This is a genomic window from Actinoplanes sp. CA-142083 (assembly GCF_050942195.1).
Classification (GTDB): domain Bacteria; phylum Actinomycetota; class Actinomycetes; order Mycobacteriales; family Micromonosporaceae; genus Actinoplanes.
The window spans coordinates 4219341-4244118 of the sequence record NZ_CP192076.1 but is presented as its reverse complement, the minus strand read 5'-3'; the positions used below and the strand labels follow the sequence as shown (position 1 = coordinate 4244118).

The following is a 24778-nucleotide window of genomic DNA, read 5'->3' as shown; positions in this document are numbered from 1 at the left end:
TCCTCGCTGGCGTTCCTAGGTGTTCAGGCGGGCCTCGGCGCGCAGGCGCTCCATGAGGCGGGAGAGCTCGTCCTGCGGCAGTTTCGCGCGGTTGCGGTGGGCTACGCGGGTGCCTTCACGCCAGACCGGCGTCTCGATGTCCCGCCCGTCACGGGTGGAGATCCAGAGGGCCAGGGCGTCGAATCCGGTGGCCTGGCCCAGCCAGACGCGGTCGAACTCCGGCCACGGCACGACGCGGGTTCGCACGATCATGGCGACCTTGATGCCGCGGGCGCCGACCCACACGCCGACCATGACGATGCGCCAGACGAAGGTGATGAAGGCCGCGATCAGCAGCGGCCCGGCGATCCACGTCGCCCAGTGCCGGGCGCCGCCGAAGATGAGCGCGCCGAGCGGGCAGAGGGTGGTGAGGGTGAAGACGGTCGCGACCACGTACCGGATCAGGGTCCGGTCGGGCGACTCGTACGGAACCTCCCACCGTGGCATGAACCCGATGGTAAGGGCGGCTCCAAAAGGGAGGCCGCCCATCATTCTTTTGTCGTATTCGCCATTCTTGCAACCGATGCGGGCGGTGCGCGGCGCTCTTTCCGAATCGCGTATGCCGGCGGTTGCGGATCGCCAGGGCGAGGGCGTCAGCGCGCCCCCGCCCGGCGACGTGGATCCGGTGTCAGGAACCGATGGTGCAGAGCGAGTCGACCTTGTCGACGTCCGTCGAGATCTTGGCCTCGAGGTTGTCGGGCATGTTGCCGGTCTTGATCGCGTTCAGCAGCTGCGAGTAGTCGTCGGCCATCGTGTTCATCGCGTCGCGGACCTCGTCGTGCTTGGCCTTGGCCGCGGCGGCCTTCAGCTCGTCGACGGTGGTCTGCAGCGAGGCGGCGTCGACCTTCTCGGCGCCCTTGATGATCGCGGCCTTGCCGTCGACGCAGCCCGGGTCGGCCACCGTGGAGTTGCTCACGAACAGGCCGGCCGCCACGATGATGACGACGATGATGACGGTGAACAGACCACCGATGATCGTGCCCGCGACGGCCAGACCGCGGCCCTTCGCCTTGCCGGGGCCGGTCTTGAAGATCGCGATGAAGCTCAGGATGAAGCCGATCAGCGGCGCCACGAAGGCGAAGATGAGACCGGCGATCGCGAGACCGCTCGTGCCCTGCTGCGGCGGAGGCGGCGGGGCCTGGAAGTTCGGGTACTGCGGCTGGCCCGGAGGCGGCGGAGGAACCTGCTCGTTGAGGGACACTATTCGAATCCAATCGAAATTGCGGGGTAGAGCGCTTGGCGACCGTACTGGTTGCGACGTGAAATTTCTGTCCCGTATCGCAATCGTTATTCAGTCAACGTCCAGCGGATCTTCACCGTCTCATCAGGTGACCAAGAGGCAGCGGACGATGAACAACTGATCACCTTCGGTCAACTGCGCCTTCGATAAACGCGAAGGACCGGAAGCCCCGCCAGGATGGTGCCGACACACAGTGCGGCCGCGCTCAAGCCGAGCGACCAGTGGATGCCCACCACCGCGCCGAACAGCCCGACCGTGATCCCGCTGCCGAACCGCAATCCACTCGCCGACACACCGTAGACGCCGAGCACCTTTCCGCGATCCCCCGGCGGCGCGAGCAACTGCACCACGGTCTGCCCGACCGACATCGCCGCGAGACTCGCCACGCCGCCGATCACCAGCAGCACCACCGCGACCGGATAAGACGGCGTCACCGCGAAGAGCAACGTGCTCACGCCGTACACGAAAGTGCTGACCACCGCCGCGCCGACCGTTGCTGGAATCCAGCCGGTGGCCTCCAGCAGGAGGCCACCGAGAACACCGCCGGCGCCGTTCGCGAAAAGCAGGATCCCGTACGCCGTTCCGGCGCTCCCGGCGCCGAGATCCTGGGCGAAGATGGGCATCGAGGACTGGATGGACGCGCCCACGAAGAAGGACCCGAGGCCGCCCAGCACAATCATGCTCACCAATGTGTGATTGGTGCGCACCTGACGAAGCACCCGCAGCGAGTCGAGCACGCCGACCCGCTCGTGCCGCACAATCCCGCCGTCGCGGGTGTGCCCGGTGAACCGGGTGCGGAAGAGGAAAATCGTCAACGGCAGGTAGAACAACACATTCACGAAGATGCCCGCGGTCGGCCCGAGACCGAGGAGCAGCGCCGAGCCGACGACCGGCCCGAACAGGACGCCGAGACTGCGGAACGTCGCATTCAGGCGTACGGCGGATCCAAGCTCGTCATCGCCGACGAAATCGTGCAGCATGAGCTGCTCGCCCGGGCCCCACAACGACCCCGCCACGCCGTGCAGCATCAGCAGGACGCAGGCCTGCCAGATCTGCAGCGAGCCGGTCAGGAAAAGCACGCCCCAGAGCACCGAGACGAGCATGAACAGCGCTTGCGCCGCCTGGATGACGCGCCGGCAGTCGAACCGGTCGGCGAGGCCGCCGAAATACACCGAGAACAGCAGGAACGGCACCCAGTGGCTGATGACCTGGAAGCCGGCGAGCGCCGGGGAATGGAACTTCTCCCACAGCACCCAGTACGTGATGACGTGCTCGATATTGTCCGCCATCATTGCCAGCGCGGCGCCGAACAGGTACGGCCGGCAATCCGGATTGCGCAGGGCGGCGAACCGCCGGGGCGCGGCGGACGCCCCGGCGCCGGTCAGCCCTCCTCCTCGCGCGGGAGCGAGCCCGCGTGGCCGACGCGCCAATACCCGTGGATCGAGAAGCGCGCGCGATCGACCTGCTGCTCGTCGCGCAGGTACGTGCGCAGCCCACGCATCACGTCGGCCTCGCCGGCCGCCCAGACGAAGACATCCGCCGGGACGTCACCCACCGTCTTCAGCAACGCCTCGGCCCCCTCCAGCCAAATGATCTCCGCGTCTCGCGCCGAGTCTCCCAGCGCACGCTGCGATCCGCCAAGAACAATCACGCGTACGCCTACCGTGGCGGGAAGCTCTTCGAGGAACCGCTCGGCCGCGGGCAGACCGGTCTCGTCCACCACGATGAGGTAATGCCCGACCTCGCCGGGGAAGATCTGGGTGCTGCGCGGGCCGAGCACGCCGACCTCGGAGCCCGGGACGGCGTCGATCGCCCAGCGCCCCGCCGGCCCGTGGTCGTGCAGCACGAAGTCGAGCGCGAGCTCTGTGCGCCCGGCGTCGAACCGCCGGATCGTGTAGTCGCGCATCATCGGCCGCGGCCCGTCCGGCGGCGGCAGCACGACCTGCCCGGTGGTCTCGTCGGGCGGGACCAGCTTGATGTGATCGCTCGCGCCGAGCGGCGAGAACGAGAAGTCGGCCTCGAGATCGTCGCCGCCCAGCCAGATGCGCCGCATCGTCGGGCTGAGCTCCTCGATGCGGGTCACCCGCAGCACTCGCCGGCGGGGTGTGCGCCGCTCCCGGCGCACCTCAGGTAGTTTTGCCACAAAACTATGGTGTCATGGACGCATGCGCGATCGCAAGGAGCGGCGGATGGAGCTGGGTGACCGCCTGGTGGCCCTGGTGCAGGGTTTGGGCCGGGCCGTGGTGCAGGCCACGCGCGCCGCCTCGAGCCTGCCGTCGCTGCCGGAGTCGCAGGTAGCGGTCCTGCGTCACCTCTCCCATTCCGACGGCCTGACCCCCGCCCAGCTGGCCGACTACCTCCACCTGGCCCGCCCGACCATCTCCAACGTCGTGCGCGACCTCACGGCCGACGGCTTGGTGGAGCGCCGCCCCGCTCCCGCCGACGGCCGCTCGGTGGTGCTGGTCCCGACGACCCGGGCCGAGGAGTTGCTCAACGCTTTCCGCCAGGGCCGCTCCGACGTGATGGCCGCGGCTTTGGCCGAGCTCTCGGACGACGAGCGGGCGCACCTGACCGAGGCGCTGCCGGCCCTCACACATTTGCTGGCCGTCGTGCGTTCCCGGAGCCCGAAGCACCCCTGACCGAGCAACCCGCCGACCCAGGCCACGGCGGCGCCCGGGCGAGCGCGGCGCGGGCTACGTCGGGGTGCGGCGGAGGCCGGCGTCGTGGGCGACGACGATGGCCTGGGCGCGGTCGCGGACGTCGAGCTTCGCGAGTATGTGGCGGATGTGGGTCTTCACCGTCGCCATGCTGATGACCAGGTCGGCGGCGATCTCGGCGTTGGACAGGCCGGCGCCGATGCAGGCGAGCACCTCCCGTTCGCGGTCGCTCAGCTCGGCCACGCCGGGCGGGGTCGCGGCGGCCGGCGGCGGGTTGGCCGCGAAGTGGCCCATCAGCCGCGCCAGCAGGCTCGGCGCCACCACGGGCTCGCCGGCCACCGCGCGCCGGATCGCGTCGGTGAGGCTCTCGGAGGTCACATCTTTGAGGAGGAAGCCGTCCGCGCCGGCCCGCAGCGCGTCGAGCACGTGCTGGTCGGCGTCGAAGGTGGTCAGCGCGATCACCCTGGGGCCATCGCCCGCCGCGACGATGCGCCGGGTGGCCTCGACGCCGTCCATCACCGGCATGCGCAGGTCCATGAGCACCACGTCGGGCCGGTGCTCGGCCACTGCCGCGAGCGCCGTGGCGCCGTCCGCCGCCTCGCCCACCACGTCGAAGCCGGCCAGCTCCAGGATCAACCGCAATCCCTGCCGCACCATGGCCTGGTCGTCGACCAGCAGCACCCGCGTCATCGGCCGCGCCCCATCCCGGGGACGACCAACCGGCCGCCGGCCGGCACAAGACGGCCCGCCAGGAAGGCCCAGCCAGCGGGCGGCACGTGCGCGCCCACGACAGCCCAGCCAGCGAGCAGCACGAGGCCGCCCGGCAAGACGGCCCAGCCGGCGAGCAGCACGAAGCGGCCCACCAGGACGGCCCAGCCAGCGAGCAGCACGAGGCCGCCCGGCAAGACGGCCCAGCCGGCGAGCAGCACGAAGCGGCCCGCCAGGACGGCCCGGCGGGCGGGCGGCACGCGATGGCCTGCGGTCGCGGCTTGGGTGGCGGGTGGCATGCGGCGCGTCATCGGGGACTGCCCGACTCGGCGAGGGGCAGCGTCACCTGCACTCGGAACATGCCGTCACGCACGGCGGCCGCGAACGTGCCGCCGAGGATCTCCGCTCGGTGTCTCATGCCCGCCAGGCCTCGGCTCGCTGCCGGCTGGGTGCGGGCCTCGGTCGGGTTGGCCGAGGTCACGGTGACCAAGTCGGGCGACCAGTGGACGCCGACCTCGACCGGAGTGCCGGGGGCGTGCCGGCCGGCGTTGGTCAGGCACTCGCGCACAATGCGGTGCACCGCCAGCCACACGGGAGTCTGGCCGGGCCAAGGCGTGCCGGTCAGCTCCAGCGAGTTGGCTATGCCCGCCTCGCGTGCGCGGCGGGCCAGGTCTGCCAGGCCGTCCACGGTGGCGTCGGTGGGGTCGGTCGCGGGGGCGACCACGTCGAGCGTCGAGCGGATCTCGCGGAGGGTGCGATGGGCGGTCTCGCGGATGGCCTCGACGGGGGCGGCCGCGCGGTCGGGGGCCAGGCGCAGCGCGGCGGAGGCGGCCTCGGCCTGGACGGCTATCAGGGTCAGCTCGTGGCCCAAGACATCGTGCAGCTCCTGAGTTATCCGGGCTCGCTCCTCGCTCACGGCGGCCTCGCGGACCTTGCGCTTCTCGGCCTCCAGCTCATGGGACAGCCGAAGCAGGGCCTGGGTCTGTTTTCGCTGGTGGGTGACGATCTGGCCGGCCACGACCGGGGCGACGACGACCAGGACGCCGCCGATCGCGGCGACCGGCAGCTCGGGGCCCAGCAGGGTGCCGATCACGCTGGCCACGCTCGCCCACGCCGTGACCAGCCAGACCGCTCGGCGGGGCGAGCCGTGGACGCCGACCGCGTAGAACTGGAGGATCACGGCGATGAAGCCGAGCAGCGGATAGCCGTCGAGCGGGATGAGCCAGAAGGCACTCGACACGGCGGCCGACTCGATCGGATAGCTCCGGCGCCAGGCCAGCGGGAGGGTCGAGCCGAGCACATAGAGAACGCCGAGGCCCGGCTGAGCGATCGGGAACAGCAGCGTCTGCACAAGCCCCGCCGCGGTCAGCACGACCGCGAGGAACACGTCCATTCGTTGCGTCCGAAGGTTCACGTCCGCGACATTAGGCCGCTGCGGGGCTGCTGTCGTCAGCCCGTGGTCTGATACCGAAGACAGACCACGGTCCGATGTGCGCGGGCACCTCGCGGTCCTAACTTCTTGGGCCATGACAACTCTTCAAGCGGCTCCGGTCCGGACAGCCTCCCCGTTGCGGATCAGCACCCGATTCGGGCTCGTCTTCGCCGTCGCCCAGCTCGCCGTCATGGTCGCGATGGCCGTCTTCGTCCTGCCCCGCGAGGGCCTGCCCACCGATCCCGCGCTTGAGCGCGGTCAGCAAGCGCTGGCCGCGGCCGAGGTCTTCCGGCTCGGCAACTTCCTCTTCATGGCCGCCGGCACGCTGCTGCTCGGCTTCCTCGGCGCGGTCCACGTGCGACTGCGAAGAGCCGACGACAGCGGGACGCTGGCCGCCGTCGCGGTCGCGTCGGGCGCGCTGCTGGCGCTGATCTGGCCGCTCACCGGGGTCCTGCACGACATCGCGCTGGACACCGCGGCGGCGGGCGCGGACGTGCGCATTCTCGCCGCGTGGGACGCGATCGCGCCGTACGGTCTGGCGTTCTCGGTTTTTGCCCGGGTGTTCTTCATGGGTGCCATCGCCTTCGGGCTGCGCGCGGCCGGCGGGGCGCCGTGGCTGGTCCGCTCGGCGCTCGTGATCATCGCGGTGAGTCTCGTCGGCTCCGCCACGCTGGTCAGTGGGGCGCTCTTCCCGGTGCTGGCGCTGAGCACGATCGCCTACGAGGTCTGGGTCGGCCTCGTCGCCTGGCGCTGGCTACGAGAGGACCGGTGACGGCGGCACGGCGGTGTCGAGGGCCGGGGTCGCCGGCCCTCGACGGGCGGCGGGTCAGCCCGTGATGCTGGGCCGGCCGGTCTCGAGGTGACCGATGAGCCGCTGGGACCAGGCCGGGTCGTGGCCGGCGGTGACCGTCACGTCGTACCAGCCGTGGCTGAGCTTGACCGGGTCGGTCGCCCACGTGCGCGAGCTGTGCGCGGCGACCCGGACCGTCAGCGGCCGGCTCGCGATGTAGTGGTTGTGCGTGATCGTGAAGGTGACCGGCGTGGCCGAGCGGTTCTGCAGGGTCAGCCGCAGGGTGGGCTCGGCGGTCGGGCGGCCCTCGTAGTAGGAGGTGGTGACGTGGAGATCCTTGCCCGGCGCGGCCAGGTCGCCGGTGAAGCGGCGCAGGAAACGGTTGGGCCCGGCGACGGTCAGGTCGTAGGCGGTGCCGCTGACCGGGCCACGTCCGGTGATCGTGCCCCTCGCGGGGACCGTGTACTGGCCCGGGAACGCGGCCGGGTACTGCGACAGCGCCGGGATCGGGGCCAGGTTGTCGTAGACGGCGAAGTGGCTCGCCCTGCGCACGAAAGGCGCGTCGTTGGAGAACGAAAGTTGCGCGGTCCCGCCCGCGAAACCGACCAGGTTCGCGTTCGGCTGGTAGGGCAGCGGGCGCGCCCTCTTCGCCCCCGGCTCCTGGACGGGCATCGTGTTGTCGCCGGGCAGGGGGACGTACTCGATCTCGGGAATCAGCCCACCGGTCTGCGGGAGCCGAGGCAGTCCATAGACCGGCGAGGCGAAGTCGAAGGCGGCCGTCAGGTCCCCGCAGACCCGGCGCCGCCAGGCGCTGATGTTCGGGCAGATCGCGGGGCGGCCGATCGCCGCGGTCCACTTCTCCAGGAACTGGATCACCGACGTATGGTCCGAGACCTCCGAGGTCACCCATCCGCCGCGCGTCCAGGGCGAGATCAGCAGCATGGGTACGCGGAAGCCGAGGCCCACGGGCACAGGGGCGGTGATCCCGTACGCGTCGAGGGTCCCCGCGACGAATTCGTCGGCCTCGCCGGGGGCGGGGACCGGCGGCGGGACGTGATCGAACTGGCCGTCGTTCTCGTCGTAGTTGAGGACCACCAGCGTCGAGTTGAAGACCTCGGGGTCGGCGTTGAGCGCGTCGAGCAGGCCGCGCAGGAAATACGCGCCGTTGCTCGGGGCCGTGACCGGGTGCTCCGAGAAGAACTGGTTGTTGACCACCCAGCTCACCCGCGGCAGCTCGCCCGCGAGGACGTCCGCCCGGATCGCGGCGTTGATGTTGTCGGCGTTGCCGGAGAGCCCGGTGACCGGCTCGGGCACGTTCTTGACGCCGTTGTCGTAGAAGACGTTGCCGGGTGCCGCGGTTCCGCCCTGGGCCGGGTCGAGTTTCGCGAAAGTGTCGAAGTACTCGAGGCCGTTGTCGCCGTAATCGTCCTCGCACTGGTAGACGCGCCAGCTGACGCCCGCCTTCTGCAGTTGCTCGGCATAGGACTTCCAGGGCAGAAACTTTCCGAGCTCGTCGCCGCCCGAGTACGCGATGAAGTCGCCGTGCTTCTGGTCGGCGTTGATCGTGCCGCTCCACAGGTAGGTGCGGTTCGGCCCGGTCGCGCTGAGCACCGAGCAGTGGTAGGCGTCGCCGATCGTGTACGCGTCCGCGAGCGCGTAGTGGAACGGCAGGTCGTGCCGGTCGAGGTAGCCGAGCGTGGTGGGCCCGCCCTTGGCGTAGTACCAGCCGTTCATGAGGCCGCCGTACCAGGCGCCGTGCTGGTCGGTCCAGCCGTGCGCGGTCCCGCCGTAGTTCGCGGCGCCGAGCTCGGGGCTGGGCGGGGCGTCGCCGTCCCACTGCTTGGCGCCGCTGAGCCGCCACGGGTACTGGGTCGGGGCGCCGGGCGTCGGCGTGACCGGCTGCTCCCAGACGGTCTTCCCGTCCGGCAGCATGATCGTCGACCGGTCCCCGAAGCCGCGCACGCCGCGCAGCGCCCCGTAGTAGTGATCGAAGCTCCGGTTCTCCTGCATGATCACCACGACGTGCTTGATGTCGCGGAGATCGCCGTGCCGGTGTCGCGGCGCGCCGGTGTGTGCTGCGGCTGCGGTCTCGGGCAGCGCGGCCCCGACGGCGGCAGCGCCGGTGACGGCGGCCGCGGTGCCGAGAAACTTTCGGCGGGACAGCTCGGACATGACTTCACCCCCGGGATGGCGGAAAGATGCCCCACGACGCTGTTCCGGCGACCTGACCCAGGCCCAACCTCAAATCAAAGGCGACATGCCTTTTGTACGACGACGCGGCGTCGCCCGACAATCTGGCGCGACACGCGGCCGGACGTCCTCATGGGGCGGGACGGCGGGGCCACGTCCAGGCGACCCTGGCGATCGCGAGCCAGAGCGCCATCTGCACGACGACGCCGACGTCGTAGTAGATCCACTCCTCGCCGATCATCGACACGCCCGCCGACACCAGGTAGAGCACGCTGAGGACGATGTTCACCAGTCGGTTGACCCGGGCTCGGGCGAGGAGCGAGACGCTGACCATCAGGCTCGGGATCACGGCGTAGATCGTGACGAGGACGAGGAATCTCTGATCGATCTCGATGCCGGTGCCGGGGATTCTGCCCGCGAGCACCGCGGTGATCTGGTCGGAACGGAAGAAGCCCAGGACGTCGACGTACACAAAGACGAACATCGCCGAGACCCACAGGCCGCTGAGCACGACCCTCACATCCGGCTTCGCATCGTGCAGCTCTGCGACCGTTTTCCTGCCCACCGACGACCTCCTCGTCCGAACGGGCCTCCAGTTTGGACATCGCCCGCCGCGGGCACCCGGGTCCGCCGGACGGTTTCCGGCCTGGCCGATGGGCCAGGTCGCGGACCGTTCCCGTGGCCGGTGCGCCGGTCACCGCGCCATCACTACTGTGACGGGCATGGGCGACGCTGCGGCGGTGGACAAGCGCGACTGGGCGCTCGCCGCGCTCGTGACAGCCGGGGTCGCCCTCGAGGCGGTCCTGCGACCCGACATGGCATGGCGGCCCGTCGCCATCGTCTTCGGATGCGGGCTGGCGGTCGCGGCGCTGTACCGGCGAGTCCATCCGGTGGCAGCGGTGGCGTTCGCGTTCGGAGGGTTCGCGGCGCTCGATGCGGCCGCGTTCCTCGCGCACTCCGAACCGGTGGGGTTGCTCAGCGGCTGGGTCGTGCTGGTGCTGACCTATTCGCTGTTCCGCTGGCGCGCCGGCCGCGACGTCGCCATCGGGGCGGTCGCCGTCGCCGTCTCCTTCGGCGTGATCGTCGGCCTCGACTTCCCCGGGCTCGGTGCGACGATCGCCGGCGCGGCCATTCTGCTGTTCATGGCGGCGCTGGGCGTGTCGATCCGCTACCGGGGCACCAACCGCCTGCATGTGATCGAGCAGGCCAAGCTTCAGGAACGACAGCAGCTGGCCCGGGAGCTGCACGACACCGTCGCCCACCATGTGTCCGCGATAGCGATCCAGGCGCAGGCCGGGTTGTTCCTCGCGCGGTCGTCGTCGCTCATCGGGGCGACCGAGGCGCTCGAGACCATCGACCGTGAAGCGGCCCGGACCCTGGCCGAGATGCGCACGATGGTCAGCGCGCTGCGCGACCCCGGAACGCACCCGGCCATGGCGCCCCGGCGCCGCATCGCCGACATCGAGCGGCTCGCCGCGAACAGCACCGACGCCCTGCGCATCGACGTGGCCCTGCGGGGTGAGCTGACGAACCTCCCGCCCGCGCTGGAGGCCGCGCTCTACCGGGTCGCGCAGGAGTCGGTCACCAACGCCCAGCGCCACGCCCACCACGCCTCCCGGGTCGAGGTGACCGTGAACGGGACCGCGTCCGACGTGCACTTGACCGTCAGCGACGACGGCGCCCGCACCGCTCTCGCCCCCAACCCTTCCGGTTACGGGCTGGTCGGCATGACCGAGCGCGTCACCCTCCTCGGCGGGACACTGACGGCCGGGCCGAACCCGGATCGCGGCTGGGACGTCCGGGCGGTCCTCCCGCGCCAAGGCGCCGCGACATGACGATTCGCGTGCTCATCGCCGACGACCAGGGCATCGTCCGTGCGGGGTTGACGACGATCCTCAACGGCCAGCCCGGCATCGAGGTCGTCGGCCAGGCCGCCGACGGGCGTGAGGCCGTCGCCCTGGCCCGGCAACTGCGGCCCGACGTCTGCCTGTTCGACATCCGCATGCCGCATCTCGACGGCATCGAAGCCACACGTCTGGTGGCCGGCCCGGACCGCGCCGATCCGATCGCGGTCGTCGTGATCACCACGTTCGACACCGACGAATACATCTACGGGGCCCTCAAGGCCGGGGCCCGCGGCTTTCTCCTCAAGGGCACCGAGCCGGACCAGTTGATCCGCGCCGTCCACGCGGCGGTGCGGGGCGACGCCCTCATCGACCCGGCGGTCACCCGCCGGTTGCTCGCCACGTTCGCCACCAACGCGCCCGCCGAGCCGCCGGCCCAGCCCATCGAGGCGCTCACCGAGCGGGAGGAAGAGGTGCTCCGGACGGTAGCGCGCGGACGGACGAACGCCGAGATCGCCGCGGAGCTGCACATCAGTACGAGCACGGTCAAGTTCCACCTCGCCGGTCTCATGACCAAGCTGGCCGCCCGGAACCGGGTCGAGCTCGCGATGTGGGCCTACGAGACGAATCGCATGAGGTAGCTCCGAGGCTGTGCGTACCTGCGCAACGCCGTGGCCAGTTGTGCGCCATCGCCCGAGCACCCGGCATTCACCGCGCGCGGCGATCCTGAGCGCACTGTGGACCCGATCAGCCTCTTCGTGCTCGTGACCGACTTGATTTACGGCTTGTACAGCCGGGCACGCGCGGGCCGCTGGACGAAGGCGGCCGTTCTCGAGTGGGCGGTGCGCCGGGAATACCGGCTCTACCGCATCACCCGCGACAAATCGCCGGGGTTGGGTTCCGGCTACTTCTACCTGGTCGAGGCGGTCGACTCTCAGCACGTCCGCCGCAAGGGGCGGGTGCGAGTCGACCACAAGGTGGTGGCGGCGTTCTCGGTCTACGACGATGCCGCGGTCACGGTCACCTGGCTCGACGGCCGCCAGCTCGACTGGCGGGATCAGGCACCGCGCGCCGGCCCGCCCCCGCCCGACGGCTCCGCCCAGGGCTGGCACGCCGACCCCACCGGCCGGCACGAGCTGCGCTGGTACTCGGCCGGCACCCCGACCAGCCTGGTCAAGGACGGCGCCGCGGAAGGCCACGACACCCCCTGACCGGCCCACCCGCCGCGCGGAAACGGGCCGCCGCGCGGAAACGGGCCGCCGCGCGGAAACGGGCCGCCGCGCGGAAACGGGCCGCCGTGGAGAGCGGGCCGCTGCACGCGGACGAGCCGGTCGGTCCCGCGGCGGGCGGGTGCCCGCCGCGGGAGGACGGCCGCTACTCGGGCAGGGCCGCGTCGGCGGTGCCGGCGTGGGTCGGGATGAGCAGGGCCAGCAGCGCCGCCACCACCGCCGACGCCGCGCAGATCACGAACAGCAGCTGGTAGGCGCCCAGCGACGGCAGGGCGTGGCCGGCCAGTTCGATGGTCTTCGCGGCCAGGATCGCGCCGCCGATGGCGCTCGCCAGCGAACTGCCCACGCTGCGGAACAGGGCGTTCAGGCCGTTGGCCGCCGCCAGCTCCGAGCGCGGGGCGGCGTGGATGATCAGGCCGGGCATTGCCGCGTACGCGATGCCGGTGCCCGCGCCCGCGATCGTCGCGCCCAGGATGACCTCGAACAAGCTGTCGGTCAGCCAGATGCGGCTGGCGAAGCCGGCCGCGATGATCAGCGAGCCGATGATGAGCGCGGTGCGCGGCTTCAGCTTGGCCGAGACCGGGGACAGCAGCAGCATCGCGATGCCGCCCGGCAGCATGCACAGGCCGCCGACCAGGATCGACTTGCCGAAGCCGTAGCCCGTCGCCTCCGGAGCCTGCACGTAGGTGGCCGTGCCGATCAGGGTGGCGAACAGGGCGAAGCCGACGCAGAGCGACGCGACGTTGGTGAGCAGCAGCGACGGGCGGGCCGTGGTGCGGACGTCGACCAGCGGCGACTTGATGCGCAGCTCGACCAGGACGAAGACGACCAGCAGGACGGCCGACGCGGCGAGCAGGCCGAGGGTCAGCGGGTCGGTCCAGCCCCACGACTCGCCCTGGGCCAGCGGCAGCAGCAGGGCCAGCATCGCGGCGCCGAGCAGGGCGGTGCCGACCAGGTCCATCCGGCCCTTGGCGGTGCGGACCGGCTCGGGGACCAGCAGCGCGATGCCGGGGATGGCAAGGATGCCGCCGGCGACGCAGACCCAGAACAGGGTGTGGTAATCGGCGTACTGGGCGATCACGCCGGCGAGGGGCAGGCCGAGCGCGCCGCCGACGCCGAGCATGGCGCTGATCAGGGCGATGCCGGCGCCGGCGTGCTGCTTGGGCAGGGTGACGCCGATCAGGCTGATGCTCAGCGGGACGGTGGCGACCGAGAGGCCGACGACCGAACGGCCCACGATCATCCAGGTGAGGTCGTTGGAGAGCGCGCAGATCAGCGAGCCGACGACCAGCGCGGCCAGGGCCACGAGCACCATCTTGCGGGTGCCGTAGAGGTCGCCGAGGCGGCCGAACGCGGGTACGGCGATCGCGCCGACGAGCAGCGTCGACGTGAGCAGCCAGGCGACGCCGTCGCTGCCGGTGTTCAGGTCGACGGCGAGCTCGGAGAGCACCGGGACCAGCAGCGACTGGGTGAGCGACACCATCAGCGCGCCGACGCCGATGACCAGCAGGATCACGATCTGGCGGCCGGTCCAGGACTTCTTCTCCGCCGCCGCGCCGGCGGGCGGCGCGGTCAGGTCGACGGCTTGGGACATGGAGCGCTCCTAGGAAGCGGAGAGGCAACAAGAAGTGGCAGAATCTGCCACGAGGCAGAGACTGCCACTAGAATGTTGCCAACTGCGCATTATTTAGCAGCGGTGAGATCGGAGTCACAGACGATGGGCGGGCTGAGGGAGACCAAGCGCGAGCGCAACCGCGTGCTGACCGCCGAGGTCGCGTGGCGGCTGTTCATCGAGCGGGGGTACGAGAACGTCACCGTCGCCGACATCTGCGCGGCAGCCGAGATCGCGCCGCGCACCTTCCACCGCTACTTCCCGAGCAAGGACGACGTGATCGCCGAGCCGGTGCGCTACATGACCGGCGTGGTCGCCGAACACATCACCGCGGCGGCGCCGGAGACGACCGACGAAGCGGCGCTCCGAGCCGCCATCCACGAGCTCGGCATCTTCGTGATCGGCCACGCCGACTGGCTGCGCGCCCTGCGCACGGTGATCCAGCAGTCCCCGCATCTCAGCGCCACCCACCAGGGCGTGCCACCCGAGCGCGAGCACGAACTGACGAAGTTGCTGGCCGCACGCCACGCCACGAGCGAACAGGACTGGCGGCTGCGGCTGCTGGTGGCCTGCTCGGTGGCCGCCTTCCGGATCTGGCACGACGACTACCTGCGCGGCACGATCGACGACCCGCTGAACAGGCTCGACGAGATGATGGCCGCGGTGTCCCGCCCGGCGCTGGGAGATTGACCCGGACGGGACACGCCGAAGGCGTCACGCCGAGGCGCGCGGCCCGCCCCCGGTCTCGGTCTTCGACGGGTCGACGGTGATGGCCAGCGACGCCACATACCCCGCCGAGACGCTGCCGGTCACCGTGGCCATCTCGCGGGCGGCGAGATCGTCACGGAACACCATGTCCGTCGCGAGCGAGATCCGGCTCATGTTGGTGACGCTCTGGGAGTAACCGGTCGCCGTCGCGTACACCGTCCTGGAAATCGCCTCGGGCAGCGCGATCTGGGAGGTCTTGCGGATCGGGCCCGCGCCGCTGGTGGCGGCGGACAGCGACGAGTAGATCTCGAAGTGGATGTGCGGCCAGCGCCCCGAGTAGCAGGCCGGGTAGATGCTGGTGAACGTCGCCCGGCCGGTCGAGTCGGTGACCTGGATGCCGCGCAGGTAGTTCTCGTTGGTCACGCCCGACGAGTAGAGCGAGTACCGGCCGGCGCGGTCGCAGTGCCAGGCGTAGACGGCGGCGCCGACCAGCGGCGCGCAGCTGAGGTTGCTGACCGTCAGCGAGAACTGCAGCGGGACGCCGGGGGCGACGGTGGTCGAGGTGCCGAACGAGGGGCGGATGTCGCTGCGGACGATGCCGCTGAGCACGCGTACGTCGGGGCCGTTGGAACCGTCGGCCGGGAAGGGTCCGGCCGTCTCCGACTCGACCTCGGCCACACAGGCGGCGGCCGCGGCCTGGCCGCCCCCGCCGAGCAGCGAGGCGCCACCGGCCACGGCCAGCGCGCCCGCGCCGCCCAGCACGGTGAGCAGCCGCCGCCGGTCGAACGCGAACCCCTTGTCGTGGACCTCGCGCACGTAGTCGTCGTTGTTCATGGCCATTCCTTCCGGTCGGGGATGCAGACAGGAAGGAAAACATCGAAGTCTATGAATGGACTGTGGTTGATCTACCCACGGCATACCAGAAGGGTCATCCCAGGTGGTCGCGCAGCGCGGCGAGCGGTCCGTCCCAGTCGCGGGCGAGGGCGGCCAGGAACTGCTGAGCCACCATCATCGGGGCGGAGTCGAGGCGATAGCGGACCCGGCGCCGCTCCCCCGGCTCGGCCACCACCAGGCCCGCCTCGGCCAGCAGGACGAGGTGCTTGGCGATGGCCTGCCGGGTGATCGGCAGGCGGGCGGCGAGGTCGGTCGCGGTGGCCGGGCCGCCCGACGCGAGCGCGGCGAGGATCTGCCGGCGCGTCGGGTCGGCCAGGGCGGCGAAGACCTCCTGCGCCACCGGCTCGAGGTTGTCAGCGTCCATCGAGGTACGCGACCAGCTCGCCCAGCTCATTGGTCCAGCCGTCGGTGTTGCCGCCGAACGCCTTGCTGTGCAGGTCGTCGGGCAGCTGCGCGAATCCGGTCTCCACCATGGTCAGCGTAGTGCCGCCGCCGGACGGCTCGAGCGTGAACTCCACGTAGGTGCGGCGCGGGTCGTCGGCGGGCAGGCCGTAGATGTTCCACGTGTAGCCGAACACGCGCGGCGGCTCGAGCCGCTCGACGGTGAGCGTCGCGGTGTCGCCGCTGGTCCAGGACAGTTTCGCCACGCCGCCGACCCGCAGGTCGACCTCGGCGGCGTTGCCGAACCAGGTGCCCAGGCCCTCGGCGGTGGTGAGCGCGGCCCAGACCCGCTCGGGCGAGTGGGCGAGCTCCAGCGTGCGCTCGATGCGGTTGGGGAATGCCATGACGATCTCCTTGAGTAGCAACCACTTGGTTGCCACTAACGTTATAGCAACCGTTTGGTTGCGTCAAGAGAGCCGGAAGAACGACGCGATGGTGAGGGTCGCGTCCAGCGCGTCCGAGGGCGGGTCGAGGCGCAGCACCCGGGCGGCGATCGGGCCCGGACCCACCGAGCCCGGCCACTGATGCCCGGCGCCGCTGATGGCCTTGAGCACCACCAGGTGGCCGCCGGGGCAGATCGCGGAGGTCGTGGTGACCAGGCCGGAGGTGCTGAACCGGGGCCGCGGGCAGCCGTCGACCCGCCGCCAGAGGCCGGCCACCTCGAGGACGGAGGGGACGTCGGACTCGATCGGCAGGCGGCCGGGCCCACCCCCGTACGGGATGGTCTTGTCGGCAGTGCCGTGAATGTGCAGAACCGAGATCGGCCGCGGACCGGGGCACGGCCCGAGCATCGTGCCGGAGACGGGCGCGATCGCCGCGAGCAGGGTGGTGTCGCAGGCGAGGCGGTAGGCGAGCATCGCGCCGTTGGAGATCCCGGCGGCGTAGACCCGGCCGAGATCGACCGGCGCTATCTCGGCGACGGTCGCGACCAGGACCTCGATGAAGCCGACGTCGTCGACCCGCTCGGTCACGGCCGGCCCGCAACAGTCGGGCGAGACATTCCAGGAACGTCCGACCCCATCGGGGTACGCGACGAAGAAACCGTCGCGGTCGGCGATCGCGTTCCATCCGTACGATTGCTCGGCCTGACGCCCCGAGCCGAAGCCCCCGTGCAGCATGAGCACGAGCGGCGCCCGGGCGACCCCCATCGTGGTCAGCGGGCGATAGATCCGGAATGTGCGGTCGAGCGAGCCGACCCGCACGGTGTGTTCCGAGCTGCCGTACGGGATCGTGGAGGGCGTGGGCGCGGGCGGTGGACCGGGCCGCGTGGCGCAAGCGGCCAGGAGCAGAAGCGGAAGCACCAGGATGAGGCGCCGCATGGAATCCATCTTCCGCCTCGCGGAAGGAACTGCCCCCACAGTTGATCTCGTCCACTTTAGAATTCCGGGATGACCAACGGGGAGTCACGGATCGTTGCCCGCCGCTGATCACCCAGGGCGACGCGCTACATTGCGGGGAGCTTCGGCATCACTCCATAGGGGGCTCGACATGGCTCGACGTGGCAGGCTCGGGCGATGACCCCGACGCAGCTGCGCGCCTACTCGGCCGTGGTGCGGCTGGGGTCGGTGAAACTCGCGGCCGCCGAGCTGCAGGTCTCCGAGTCGGCGATCTCCTTGCACATCGGACAGCTGCGCAAGGAGCTCGGCGACCAGCTCTTCGCGCGCACCGCGGCCGGGCTGGCCTTCACCCCCGGCGGCCTGCGGCTGGCCTCGCGGGCGGCCGAGATGCTGGGCCTGCAGGACATCACCGTCCTCGAGGTGAGCACGGCCGGCAAGGGCCGCCGCCTGCTGCGGGTGGCGGCGTCCGCGCTGTTCGCCGAGCACGCCGCGCCCGGCCTGATCGAGTTGTTCGCCGGCCGGGCCGACGACCTCGACGTGGAGCTGAGCGTCCGTAACCCGAAGACGTTCGAGACCCTGCTGATGACCCGCAGCGCCGACATCGCGATCGGCCCGCGCCCGGCCGCCGACGCGGGGTTGGTGTGCCGCCCGGTGATGAACTACCGGGTGGTCGTCGTGGCCGGCCCCGAGCATCCGCTGGCCGGGGTGCGCGCGTCGGCGGCCCAGCTGCGCGACCAGACCTGGCTGCTCGGCCCGTCGGCGGCGGCCGCCATGGGGGCGATCCCCGCGCTGCTGCGCCGGCTGGCGGTTCCCGAGGAGCACCAGCAGATCTTCCAGAGCCACGCGGCGGCCCTGGAGGAGGCGAAACGAGGCAAGGGCGTGGCGCCGGCGTTGTCGTTCACGGTCGCGCCGGAGGTCCGCAGTGGCCACCTGATGCAGTTGCCGGGGCCGTACGCGAGCCTCGAGGCGGTGTGGCACGCGATGACGCTGGCCGACCAGGGAGCGCCGGCAGCGGCGGCCGAGCTGGCCCGCTTCGCCGCGACGCCGCGGGCCATCCAGGCGATGATGCGCGGCTCGGGAGTGAACGTCGGCCATTTCAAGCCGTCGGTGCACGTGACGCTCTGGAGCTAAACCCCGTGGAAGGGCTCGGGCTCGGCCGGGATGCGCTTGGACATCAGGCAGAACTCGTTGCCCTCCGGGTCTTCGAGGACGATCCACGAGCCGCTGGCGACGATGGCTGAGCGGCGCGCGCCCAGCGCGAGCAGGCGGGTCAGCTCCTCGTCCTGGTCGCGGTCGGTGGGGCAGACGTCGAAATGCAGGCGGTTCTTGGTCGCCTTCGTCTCGGGGACACGGATGAAGAGGATGTCGGGGCTGACGGTCGCGCCGCGGATGGCGACGCCGGTCTCGTCGCGGGCGAAAACGCGGTAGCCCAGCACTCCGCACCAGAACGACGCCATCAGCTCGGCGTCGTGACAGTCGACGATGATGTCCCCGATGCGGCTCGTCATGAGTAGGCGAACGCTTTCGGGCTGACGCCGAGGATCCGCTTGAAATGGCGGATCAGATGCGGCTGGTCGTAGAAGCCGCTCTCGGTGGCGACCTGCGACAAGGGACGGCCGGCCAGGATCAGGCGGCGGGCGACGTCGACCCTGCGGGATATCAAATATTTGTGCGGGGACATCCCGAACTCGGCGGTGAAGGAGCGCACCAGATAGGCCGGGTGAAAATGCAGAAGGCCCGAGGCCTGCTGCAACGAAATCCCCGGGACGACGTGATGCTCCAGGAGATCACGGAGCTGATGCGCGGGCGTACGGGAAAGGTGGTCCGGCAGAATCGGGGCGCCGAGCCGTTCGCGCAGCCGCGACGTGATCTCGGCCAGGTGGACCTCGGCGGCCAGCTCCTCCCCCGGCCGGCCGATCGTGCGGTGCATCGAGGAGATCAGACGCCGCAGACCGGGATCAACAAATCCGGATTTGTCCACCGAAGCGCCGACAAGGCGCTCAGGCAGCTGCGAGGGCGACAAATAGAGCACCCGCTTGCGGAAGGGCCGCGGCGACGAACCGTTGTGCGGCACGTGCGGCGGCAGCAGCGTGACGAGATCGCCGAACGCGTCGCGCTCATGATTTTCCAGGTCGTAGCGGACGACTCCGTCGTCGAGAATCAGCAGCGTCCAGGTGTCGTGCGCGTGCATCGGATAGGCGTGGCCCGTGAAATGGGCGCTCAGCACCTCGACGACGCCGTCGAGCGGTGGCCGCCAGGCTGAGAACTCCGCGCCCGACACGTCAAAATCGTACAAGATCCGGGTACGGCCGGGCCCGCATCATCGGTCACATGGAACGCTTCGACACCAAAATCGCCGTGATCCTCCGGGACGACCTGCTCACCTGGCAGCGCCTCAACGTGACCGCTTTCCTGGTCAGCGGCCTCGGCACGGTCGTTCCCGAGGTGGTCGGCGAGCCCTACGAGGACGCCGGCGGCACCCGGTACCTGCCGATGTTCCGCCAGCCGGTGCTCGTCTTCGAAGGCGGCAAGGAACTGCTGAAGGCCGCGCACACCCGGGCGATCGGCCGCAATCTCCCGGTCGCGGTATTCACCTCGGACCTGTTCTCCACCGGCAACGACAATGACAACCGCGCCGCCGTCAAAGCCGTCACCGCCGAGCAATTGGACCTGGTCGGCATGGCGGTCTACGGCCCGCGGAACGCCGTCGACAAGGTGACGAAGGGCGCCATCATGCACCCCTAGGATCGGACGACCTCCATCAGATCCGCGAAGGTGGCGGCCGGCATCAGCCGATCGCAATAGGGAAGTGCGGCGGCCATGGCCGCCACGGTGGGACTGAAGCCGGGCGCGCCGGCGCGGGGATTCAACCACAAGATGGCGTACGCGCGGCGGCGCAGCCTTTGCATCGCGGCCGTGAGCTTTTCGGGTGAATCGCTGTCCCAGCCGTCCGAGGCAATGATCGCCACCGATCCCCGCAGGGCGTTCCCGTGATGGGAATCCAGCAGCGCGGACAGATTGGTGGCGATCCGCGTCCCGCCGAACCGGTCGGTCACCGCCTCGGTGGCCTGCGCGATCGCCGCCCGCGGCGAGGTCTGCCGCAGCGCGGGCGTGAGCCGGGTGAGCGTGGTGGCGAAGGCGAACACTTCGGCCTCGCAAACCGTCGCGAAGGCCCGCATCAAATGCAGGTAGGCGGTGGCCTGCGCCCGCATCGACTCGCTGACGTCACAGAGCATCACCACCCGCCGCGGCCGCCGGACGGGCCGCTCGCGCACGACGATGACCGGCTCCCACGCGGTGCGGCGGGCTCGGGCGATCGTCGGGCGCAGCGCCACCCGGCGCCCCGACGGGTCGGCCGCGTGCCGCCGGGTGCGGCGGGTCGGCCACCGGGTCAGCGCCTCCCGCAGCGACTCGGCCAGCAATGCCATCTCGCCCGCGCCGAGCTCCTCGAACGGCCGCCCCGCCAGCGCCGCCAGCGCGCTCGGCCGCAGCTCGGGCAAACGCAGCTCCGAGTCGTCCTGGTCCTCGTCGACGGCAACGGCCGGCGGCAACGTCGCCCACGGCAGCCCGCCACCCCCGGCGGCCTGGTCGGCGGCCCCCGCCATCGGCACATGCACCTCGTCGGACCGCCGGGGCCCTTCGGCGTCCCGGGTCAGCGGCAGCGGCGGCGCGTCGTCGAACACGGCGGCGAACACCCGGTTGAAGGCGGCAAGGTCGGCATGCCGGCGCAGCACGGCCACGCGGGTCGTCCAGTAGAGCGCGTCCCGCGAGTCGAGCGGCCCGGCGGCAAGCGCCCGCACGAGGTCGTCCACCTCGGTCAGCCCCGCGGCAACGCCCGCCCCCCGAAGCCTCGCCGCGAACGCCACGGCAAACGCCGCCCGATCGACGCCACGCAGCAGGACCGGCGTCGGCTCAGCCCCGCGAGGCGAGCCCGGCGTCGACCCAGCCCCGCGAAGCGAACCCGGCGTCGACCCAGCGCCCCGAGGCGAACCCGGCGTCGACCCAGCCCCGCGAAGCGAACCCGGCGTCGACCCAGCGCCCCGAGGCGAACCCGGCGTCGACCCGGCCCCGCGAGGCGAGCCCGGCGTGGGCTCAGCGCCGCGCGATGGCCCAGGCAATGACGGCCCCCACGACGACCAGGCCGATCACGACCGGGATCGCCCGCTTGTAGATCGAGCTCCCCGCCACGCTGAGCAGGTCGAGCGGCTCGGGCTCATCGGCACTCGTTGGGGAGAACGCCGCCGGAGAGGCAGCGGAAGAGGCAGGGACCGGCGCAGTAGCGGAGGAGGCAGGGGCCGGCGCAGCGGAAGTAGCCGGCGCCGAATCCGAGGGCGCCGTCACCGGACCCGCGGCGGGCGCCGTTGCCGGCGCGACCGCCGCGGGCTTCGCCGGCGCACTTGGCGCCGGCGCGGCCTGCGTCGGCACGGGGGACGCCGACGCAGGAGGGACCGCTTCCCCGGCCGTCTTCTGGGGGACGGCCTTGGAAGCGGTGGTCGTTGCGGTCCCAGCGGTGCCCGCCGACGAGCCAGTGGCGGGCGTCGAGTCGGCGGCGGACGCTGCCGCGGGCGAATCCCCGGGCGCGGCGTCCGCAGCGGCGGCCGGTGAGCGAGTCGTCGCGGCAGCCGGTGAGTCAGTGGGCGCGGCAGCCGGTGAGTCAGTGGGCGCGGCAGCCGGCGAGTCAGTGGGCGCGGCGGCCGGTGAGTCGGTTGTCGCGGCGGCGGTGGGCTCCTCGGCCGCGAGCTTGGCCTCCAAGTTCGCCACGAACTGGGCCAGCAGCTTTCCGGACACCTCTTTGATCATGCCGCTGCCGAACTGGGCCAGCTTCCCGCTGATCTTCAGGTCGGTGTCGACGCTCACCGACGTACTCGATCCGGCCGGTGTCAGGACGGCCGTGACCAGTGCCGAAGCGTTGCCCGCCGACCGCGCGTCGCGGCCCTTGGCGTCGATGACGGCGCGATAGCCGGCCTCGTCCTTCTCGGCGAAGCGCGCCGTCCCCGCGAACTCGGAGATCACCGGGCCCACCTTGACCTTGACCTTGCCCTTGTAGGTGTCGCCCTCGACGCCGGTGAGCTGCGCCCCGGGCATGCACGGCGCGATGCCCTGGAGGTCGGTCAGCACCGCCCAGGCACGCTCGATCGGGGTGTGCACGGTGAACTCGTTCGTGATCTTCATGGCGTCTCCAAAGCGACGGCGATGGCTAGCCGGTCGTCGGGTGTCTTGGCGATCGTGCCGATGGTGCTCAGCATGTCGGCGGGCGCGAGCTCGGTGGCGCCGAGCGCGGAGAGCGCCGATACCCAGTCGATGGTCTCGGCCAGGCCGGGCGCCTTGTCAAGCTCCAGCTTGCGCACCCGCCCGATGAACTCGGTAGCGCTCGCGATCAGCGGATGCGTCGCACCGGGGACGGCCCGCCGCACGATCTCGGCGGCACGCGCGGCCGACGGGAACTCGATCCAGTGGTAGAGGCAGCGCCGCCGCAGAGCGTCGTGCAGTTCGCGGCTGCGATTGGAGGTCAGCACCACGACCGGCGGGCGGGAAGCCGTGAAGGTTCCGAGCTCGGGAACGGTCACCGCCGCCTCCCCGAGGAATTCGAAGAGTAACGCCTCGAACTCGTCGTCGGCCCGGTCGATCTCATCGATCAGGAGCACCGGCGGCCTGGGCCCGTCATGTCGTACGGCCCGCAGAATGGGCCTCTCCTGCAGAAACTCGGCAGTGAAAAGGTCGTCGTCGGCCAGCCGCTCGTGCCGCGCCTCGGCGAGCCGGATCGCGAGCAGCTGCCGCTGGTAGTTCCATTCGTAAAGAGCCTCGCCCGCGGTCAGCCCCTCGTAGCACTGCAGCCGGATGAACGGTGTGTCGAGCGCGAGCGCCAGCGCCTTGGCCGCCGCGGTTTTCCCTACGCCCGGCTCGCCTTCGAGCAGGAGCGGTTTCCCCAGCCGCAGCGAGAGGAAAATGGCCATCGCCAGCCCGTCGTCGACCAGGTAGTCGACCGCGTCCAGGCGCCGGCTCACCTCGAGCGGGTCGTTCACCGGCGCTCCCCCGACAGCAGCCGCCGATAGTCCGCACGGGTGTCCACATCGATCGGCGTCTCGCGCGCGACCGGCATCTGCGCGACTTCGAATTCCCCGGAATGCAGCACCTTCCACACGGCCTTGTCCCCATGCAGCGTGCTCAACACCCCGAAAGTCTCCCGCCGGAACAAGAATGGATGCCCAAGTCCGTCCACATAACGGCAAACCGCTATTTCCGTACGGGTTTCGCACAGTCGCCGCACATCGCCGGGATCGATTCCCGGCTGATCCCCCAGCAGAAGCACCACCGCATCGGCCTCGACATGCGGCACCGCCGTCCGGATAGACGACCCGCACCCGTCCGAGAAGTCTGGGTTGTCGACCACGGTGCAGCCGCTCAGGTCAACGCGCGACCGAACCTCCGCCCCCGACCCGCCGAGCGTCACCAGCAACTGATCAAATCCACAGGCCCGAGCCATGTCGAGGGTCGCGTCGAGCAGCGTGCGCCCGCGGTAGGGCAGCAGCTGCTTGGCTTCCCCGAGCCGCAGCGACCCTCCAGCGGCGAGCACCAGCCCGGCGACCGTCATGAGGCCGCCACAAACCGATCGCGGCACCCCACACAGCAGAACCAATGCTCCACCCCGTCAACCACGGCATGCGGCGTGCCCTCGCCGATAACCACGGACATCCCACAAACAGGATCAACCGCCGTCCGAGCAATCCCCGTCCCCTGCCCACCGCCAGCCGCCATCGCCGCAGATCCTGACATTTCTGAAATGTCGGTCACAGCGAGAAGGCGGAGGGCGGCGCTCGCAGGCGCGGCGGAGGCAGGCGGCGCGGGCGCGGCCGAGGCAGGCGGCGCAGGCGCGGCGGGCGGCGCAGGCGCGGCAGGCGGCGCGGGCGCGGCGGGCGGCGCGGGCGCGGCGGGCGGCGCGGGCGCGGCGGGCGCCGGGTCGAGAGACTCCGTGCGGATCTCCCGGATGATCTCGGCCAGCACCGAGAGCGCGATCTCCTTGTGTGTCCGAGCTCCAATATCAATCCCCGCGTGCGGCCGCACCCGGGAGCGCTCCTCGTCTGTCAGGCCCATGGCGTCGAGGACGGCCGCTCCCCGGGTGCGGCTTGCCACCAGCGCGATCAGCGGGACGCCGGCGTCGAGGGCCGCGCGGATCGCCTGCTCGTCATCGCGGCCCAGGCCGGCGACGACGACCGCGCTGGCACCCGCGTACGCCATGGGTTTGGCGATTTCGAGATCGAGGAAACCGGCCAGGGTGACCACCGCGGCGCCGATAGGCGTCGTTGAGCCGGCTACGCCGATCAGCGGGCGCGGCAGGATCGGGCGCAGGAAGATCTCGATGGCGCCGCCCGACAAACAGGGATTGACAACAACCTGCGCGCCCGGGGTGTCCGGAAATGAGGGGGCGCCGTCGGGGAGCACGCGCAGCAGCAGGGTGTTGCCATCGCGGAGCGTGTCGAGCGCGGCGGCCCGCACCGATGTCTCGGCGCAGACCCCGCCGACGAAGCCCTCGATGGACCCGTCGGCGAGGATCACCGCGTCGTCGCCCGGCACCGCCGAGGTGGGCGCCTGCGCGCGCACCACCGTGGCGTGCACGAACGGCCGGCGGAGGCCGGTCAGCTCGTCCACGCGTGCCGCC

29 protein-coding genes are annotated in these 24778 nt (G+C 71.0%); 8 read left to right on the top strand and 21 right to left on the bottom strand.

Translation table 11 applies throughout. The annotated features are described in order from the left end of the window. Positions 1-15 precede the first annotated feature (15 nt). The 4 genes from ACQPZX_RS19450 to ACQPZX_RS19435 form a co-directional block, all read right to left on the bottom strand. On the bottom strand, positions 16-486 hold the full coding sequence (locus ACQPZX_RS19450; RefSeq protein ID WP_433382681.1) for a hypothetical protein: 471 nt from the start codon (positions 484-486) through the stop codon (positions 16-18). Positions 487-667: 181 nt separating this feature from the next. Then, the gene (locus tag ACQPZX_RS19445) at positions 668-1240 is read right to left on the bottom strand and encodes a DUF4190 domain-containing protein (RefSeq protein WP_433382679.1); all 573 of its coding nucleotides are present in this window, start codon (positions 1238-1240) and stop codon (positions 668-670) included. Positions 1241-1410: 170 nt separating this feature from the next. Continuing rightward, positions 1411-2568, bottom strand: coding sequence for an MFS transporter (locus tag ACQPZX_RS19440; protein WP_433382676.1), 1158 nt, complete (start codon positions 2566-2568; stop codon positions 1411-1413). Between the two features lie 92 nt (positions 2569-2660). Then, positions 2661-3422, bottom strand: coding sequence for a siderophore-interacting protein (locus ACQPZX_RS19435; protein WP_433382673.1), 762 nt, complete (start codon positions 3420-3422; stop codon positions 2661-2663). A gap of 22 nt (positions 3423-3444) precedes the next feature. On the opposite strand from ACQPZX_RS19435, the gene ACQPZX_RS19430 reads away from it, so the two are divergent. Beyond that, positions 3445-3918 carry a MarR family winged helix-turn-helix transcriptional regulator gene (locus tag ACQPZX_RS19430; RefSeq protein WP_433382670.1) on the top strand — a complete coding sequence of 158 codons (474 nt, stop codon included), beginning with the start codon at positions 3445-3447 and terminating at the stop codon, positions 3916-3918. Between the two features lie 54 nt (positions 3919-3972). Here the strand turns inward: ACQPZX_RS19430 and ACQPZX_RS19425 are convergent, their stop codons facing one another. The 3 genes from ACQPZX_RS19425 to ACQPZX_RS19415 are packed head-to-tail and all read right to left on the bottom strand — an operon-like array spanning position 3973 to position 6058. Next, positions 3973-4626: a response regulator gene (locus ACQPZX_RS19425; RefSeq protein ID WP_433382668.1), complete on the bottom strand. Its 654-nt coding sequence runs from the start codon at positions 4624-4626 to the stop codon at positions 3973-3975. Next, positions 4623-4955, bottom strand: coding sequence for a hypothetical protein (locus ACQPZX_RS19420; protein WP_433382665.1), 333 nt, complete (start codon positions 4953-4955; stop codon positions 4623-4625). The genes ACQPZX_RS19425 and ACQPZX_RS19420 overlap by 4 nt, the downstream gene beginning before the upstream one ends. Next, positions 4952-6058 (bottom strand): sensor histidine kinase, encoded by a 1107-nt coding sequence (locus tag ACQPZX_RS19415; RefSeq protein WP_433382662.1) that lies wholly within the window; start codon positions 6056-6058, stop codon positions 4952-4954. Before ACQPZX_RS19415 ends, ACQPZX_RS19420 begins: the two co-directional genes overlap by 4 nt. Before the next feature lie 112 nt (positions 6059-6170). Between ACQPZX_RS19415 and ACQPZX_RS19410 the strand changes: the two genes are divergently transcribed. After that, entirely contained in the window at positions 6171-6848 is a 678-nt protein-coding gene (locus ACQPZX_RS19410; protein WP_433382659.1) for a hypothetical protein, read from the top strand. 54 nt (positions 6849-6902) lie between these two features. On the opposite strand, the gene ACQPZX_RS19405 is transcribed toward ACQPZX_RS19410, so the two are convergent. Both ACQPZX_RS19405 and ACQPZX_RS19400 read right to left on the bottom strand, forming a co-directional pair. Beyond that, the gene (locus tag ACQPZX_RS19405) at positions 6903-9038 is read right to left on the bottom strand and encodes a phosphocholine-specific phospholipase C (RefSeq protein WP_433382656.1); all 2136 of its coding nucleotides are present in this window, start codon (positions 9036-9038) and stop codon (positions 6903-6905) included. A 148-nt stretch (positions 9039-9186) separates the two neighbouring features. Then, on the bottom strand, positions 9187-9621 hold the full coding sequence (locus ACQPZX_RS19400) for a DUF6326 family protein (protein WP_433382653.1): 435 nt from the start codon (positions 9619-9621) through the stop codon (positions 9187-9189). Positions 9622-9778: 157 nt separating this feature from the next. On the opposite strand from ACQPZX_RS19400, the gene ACQPZX_RS19395 reads away from it, so the two are divergent. The 3 genes from ACQPZX_RS19395 (at position 9779) to ACQPZX_RS19385 (ending at position 12111) form a co-directional block, all read left to right on the top strand. Next, positions 9779-10891 (top strand): sensor histidine kinase, encoded by a 1113-nt coding sequence (locus ACQPZX_RS19395; RefSeq protein ID WP_433382651.1) that lies wholly within the window; start codon positions 9779-9781, stop codon positions 10889-10891. Next, positions 10888-11541 (top strand): response regulator, encoded by a 654-nt coding sequence (locus ACQPZX_RS19390; protein WP_433382648.1) that lies wholly within the window; start codon positions 10888-10890, stop codon positions 11539-11541. The genes ACQPZX_RS19395 and ACQPZX_RS19390 overlap by 4 nt, the downstream gene beginning before the upstream one ends. 123 nt (positions 11542-11664) lie before the next feature. Further along, the gene (locus ACQPZX_RS19385; protein WP_433382645.1) at positions 11665-12111 is read left to right on the top strand and encodes a hypothetical protein; all 447 of its coding nucleotides are present in this window, start codon (positions 11665-11667) and stop codon (positions 12109-12111) included. Between the two features lie 163 nt (positions 12112-12274). Here ACQPZX_RS19385 and ACQPZX_RS19380 read toward each other — a convergent pair whose 3' ends face one another. Beyond that, on the bottom strand, positions 12275-13723 hold the full coding sequence (locus ACQPZX_RS19380) for an MFS transporter (protein WP_433382642.1): 1449 nt from the start codon (positions 13721-13723) through the stop codon (positions 12275-12277). Positions 13724-13825: 102 nt separating this feature from the next. On the opposite strand from ACQPZX_RS19380, the gene ACQPZX_RS19375 reads away from it, so the two are divergent. After that, entirely contained in the window at positions 13826-14431 is a 606-nt protein-coding gene (locus tag ACQPZX_RS19375) for a TetR/AcrR family transcriptional regulator (protein ID WP_433382640.1), read from the top strand. A 24-nt stretch (positions 14432-14455) separates the two neighbouring features. Here ACQPZX_RS19375 and ACQPZX_RS19370 read toward each other — a convergent pair whose 3' ends face one another. The 4 genes from ACQPZX_RS19370 to ACQPZX_RS19355 form a co-directional block, all read right to left on the bottom strand. Next, positions 14456-15283 carry an intradiol ring-cleavage dioxygenase gene (locus ACQPZX_RS19370; protein ID WP_433382638.1) on the bottom strand — a complete coding sequence of 276 codons (828 nt, stop codon included), beginning with the start codon at positions 15281-15283 and terminating at the stop codon, positions 14456-14458. Positions 15284-15377: 94 nt separating this feature from the next. Further along, on the bottom strand, positions 15378-15707 hold the full coding sequence (locus tag ACQPZX_RS19365) for an ArsR/SmtB family transcription factor (RefSeq protein WP_433382636.1): 330 nt from the start codon (positions 15705-15707) through the stop codon (positions 15378-15380). Continuing rightward, a complete protein-coding gene (locus ACQPZX_RS19360; RefSeq protein WP_433382634.1) occupies positions 15697-16128 on the bottom strand; it encodes an SRPBCC domain-containing protein in 432 nt (143 codons plus the stop codon). Before ACQPZX_RS19360 ends, ACQPZX_RS19365 begins: the two co-directional genes overlap by 11 nt. Before the next feature lie 63 nt (positions 16129-16191). Next, positions 16192-17103 (bottom strand): alpha/beta hydrolase family esterase, encoded by a 912-nt coding sequence (locus ACQPZX_RS19355; RefSeq protein ID WP_433382632.1) that lies wholly within the window; start codon positions 17101-17103, stop codon positions 16192-16194. Between the two features lie 195 nt (positions 17104-17298). Between ACQPZX_RS19355 and ACQPZX_RS19350 the strand changes: the two genes are divergently transcribed. Beyond that, positions 17299-18252, top strand: coding sequence for a LysR family transcriptional regulator (locus tag ACQPZX_RS19350; RefSeq protein WP_433382630.1), 954 nt, complete (start codon positions 17299-17301; stop codon positions 18250-18252). On the opposite strand, the gene ACQPZX_RS19345 is transcribed toward ACQPZX_RS19350, so the two are convergent. Further along, entirely contained in the window at positions 18249-18629 is a 381-nt protein-coding gene (locus tag ACQPZX_RS19345) for a VOC family protein (RefSeq protein WP_433382628.1), read from the bottom strand. The genes ACQPZX_RS19350 and ACQPZX_RS19345 overlap by 4 nt on opposite strands. After that, complete coding sequence (locus ACQPZX_RS19340; protein ID WP_433382626.1) at positions 18626-19402, bottom strand: AraC family transcriptional regulator; 777 nt, start codon at positions 19400-19402, stop codon at positions 18626-18628. The genes ACQPZX_RS19345 and ACQPZX_RS19340 overlap by 4 nt, the downstream gene beginning before the upstream one ends. 50 nt (positions 19403-19452) lie before the next feature. Here ACQPZX_RS19340 and ACQPZX_RS19335 point away from each other — a divergent pair, with 50 nt between their 5' ends. Continuing rightward, complete coding sequence (locus ACQPZX_RS19335) at positions 19453-19866, top strand: DUF2000 family protein (protein WP_433382624.1); 414 nt, start codon at positions 19453-19455, stop codon at positions 19864-19866. Here the strand turns inward: ACQPZX_RS19335 and ACQPZX_RS19330 are convergent. The 5 genes from ACQPZX_RS19330 to ACQPZX_RS19310 form a co-directional block, all read right to left on the bottom strand. Beyond that, entirely contained in the window at positions 19863-20933 is a 1071-nt protein-coding gene (locus ACQPZX_RS19330) for a vWA domain-containing protein (RefSeq protein ID WP_433382622.1), read from the bottom strand. The genes ACQPZX_RS19335 and ACQPZX_RS19330 overlap by 4 nt on opposite strands. 280 nt (positions 20934-21213) lie before the next feature. Further along, complete coding sequence (locus tag ACQPZX_RS19325) at positions 21214-22293, bottom strand: SRPBCC family protein (RefSeq protein ID WP_433382620.1); 1080 nt, start codon at positions 22291-22293, stop codon at positions 21214-21216. Further along, entirely contained in the window at positions 22290-23144 is an 855-nt protein-coding gene (locus tag ACQPZX_RS19320; RefSeq protein WP_433382618.1) for an AAA family ATPase, read from the bottom strand. The genes ACQPZX_RS19325 and ACQPZX_RS19320 overlap by 4 nt, the downstream gene beginning before the upstream one ends. Then, positions 23141-23713, bottom strand: a complete 573-nt coding sequence (locus ACQPZX_RS19315; protein WP_433382616.1) for a nucleotidyltransferase family protein — start codon at positions 23711-23713, stop codon at positions 23141-23143. Before ACQPZX_RS19315 ends, ACQPZX_RS19320 begins: the two co-directional genes overlap by 4 nt. After that, positions 23710-24768: an XdhC family protein gene (locus tag ACQPZX_RS19310; RefSeq protein WP_433382614.1), complete on the bottom strand. Its 1059-nt coding sequence runs from the start codon at positions 24766-24768 to the stop codon at positions 23710-23712. The genes ACQPZX_RS19315 and ACQPZX_RS19310 overlap by 4 nt, the downstream gene beginning before the upstream one ends. Between the last annotated feature and the right edge of the window lie 10 nt (positions 24769-24778).

Bases quoted from the DNA above. Each gene is read 5' to 3' on its own strand.
- ACQPZX_RS19360 (WP_433382634.1), bottom strand. From the start codon at position 16,128: ATGGCATTCCCCAACCGCATCGAGCGCACGCTGGAGCTCGCCCACTCG.
- ACQPZX_RS19430 (WP_433382670.1), top strand. From the start codon at position 3,445: ATGCGCGATCGCAAGGAGCGGCGGATGGAGCTGGGTGACCGCCTGGTG.
- ACQPZX_RS19425 (WP_433382668.1), bottom strand. From the start codon at position 4,626: ATGACGCGGGTGCTGCTGGTCGACGACCAGGCCATGGTGCGGCAGGGA.
- ACQPZX_RS19370 (WP_433382638.1), bottom strand. From the start codon at position 15,283: ATGAACAACGACGACTACGTGCGCGAGGTCCACGACAAGGGGTTCGCG.
- ACQPZX_RS19420 (WP_433382665.1), bottom strand. From the start codon at position 4,955: ATGACGCGCCGCATGCCACCCGCCACCCAAGCCGCGACCGCAGGCCAT.
- ACQPZX_RS19350 (WP_433382630.1), top strand. From the start codon at position 17,299: ATGACCCCGACGCAGCTGCGCGCCTACTCGGCCGTGGTGCGGCTGGGG.
- ACQPZX_RS19365 (WP_433382636.1), bottom strand. From the start codon at position 15,707: ATGGACGCTGACAACCTCGAGCCGGTGGCGCAGGAGGTCTTCGCCGCC.
- ACQPZX_RS19380 (WP_433382642.1), bottom strand. From the start codon at position 13,723: ATGTCCCAAGCCGTCGACCTGACCGCGCCGCCCGCCGGCGCGGCGGCG.
- ACQPZX_RS19405 (WP_433382656.1), bottom strand. From the start codon at position 9,038: ATGTCCGAGCTGTCCCGCCGAAAGTTTCTCGGCACCGCGGCCGCCGTC.
- ACQPZX_RS19355 (WP_433382632.1), bottom strand. From the start codon at position 17,103: ATGCGGCGCCTCATCCTGGTGCTTCCGCTTCTGCTCCTGGCCGCTTGC.
- ACQPZX_RS19395 (WP_433382651.1), top strand. From the start codon at position 9,779: ATGGGCGACGCTGCGGCGGTGGACAAGCGCGACTGGGCGCTCGCCGCG.
- ACQPZX_RS19345 (WP_433382628.1), bottom strand. From the start codon at position 18,629: ATGACGAGCCGCATCGGGGACATCATCGTCGACTGTCACGACGCCGAG.
- ACQPZX_RS19315 (WP_433382616.1), bottom strand. From the start codon at position 23,713: ATGACGGTCGCCGGGCTGGTGCTCGCCGCTGGAGGGTCGCTGCGGCTC.
- ACQPZX_RS19440 (WP_433382676.1), bottom strand. From the start codon at position 2,568: ATGGCGGACAATATCGAGCACGTCATCACGTACTGGGTGCTGTGGGAG.
- ACQPZX_RS19325 (WP_433382620.1), bottom strand. From the start codon at position 22,293: ATGAAGATCACGAACGAGTTCACCGTGCACACCCCGATCGAGCGTGCC.
- ACQPZX_RS19390 (WP_433382648.1), top strand. From the start codon at position 10,888: ATGACGATTCGCGTGCTCATCGCCGACGACCAGGGCATCGTCCGTGCG.
- ACQPZX_RS19450 (WP_433382681.1), bottom strand. From the start codon at position 486: ATGCCACGGTGGGAGGTTCCGTACGAGTCGCCCGACCGGACCCTGATC.
- ACQPZX_RS19335 (WP_433382624.1), top strand. From the start codon at position 19,453: ATGGAACGCTTCGACACCAAAATCGCCGTGATCCTCCGGGACGACCTG.
- ACQPZX_RS19410 (WP_433382659.1), top strand. From the start codon at position 6,171: ATGACAACTCTTCAAGCGGCTCCGGTCCGGACAGCCTCCCCGTTGCGG.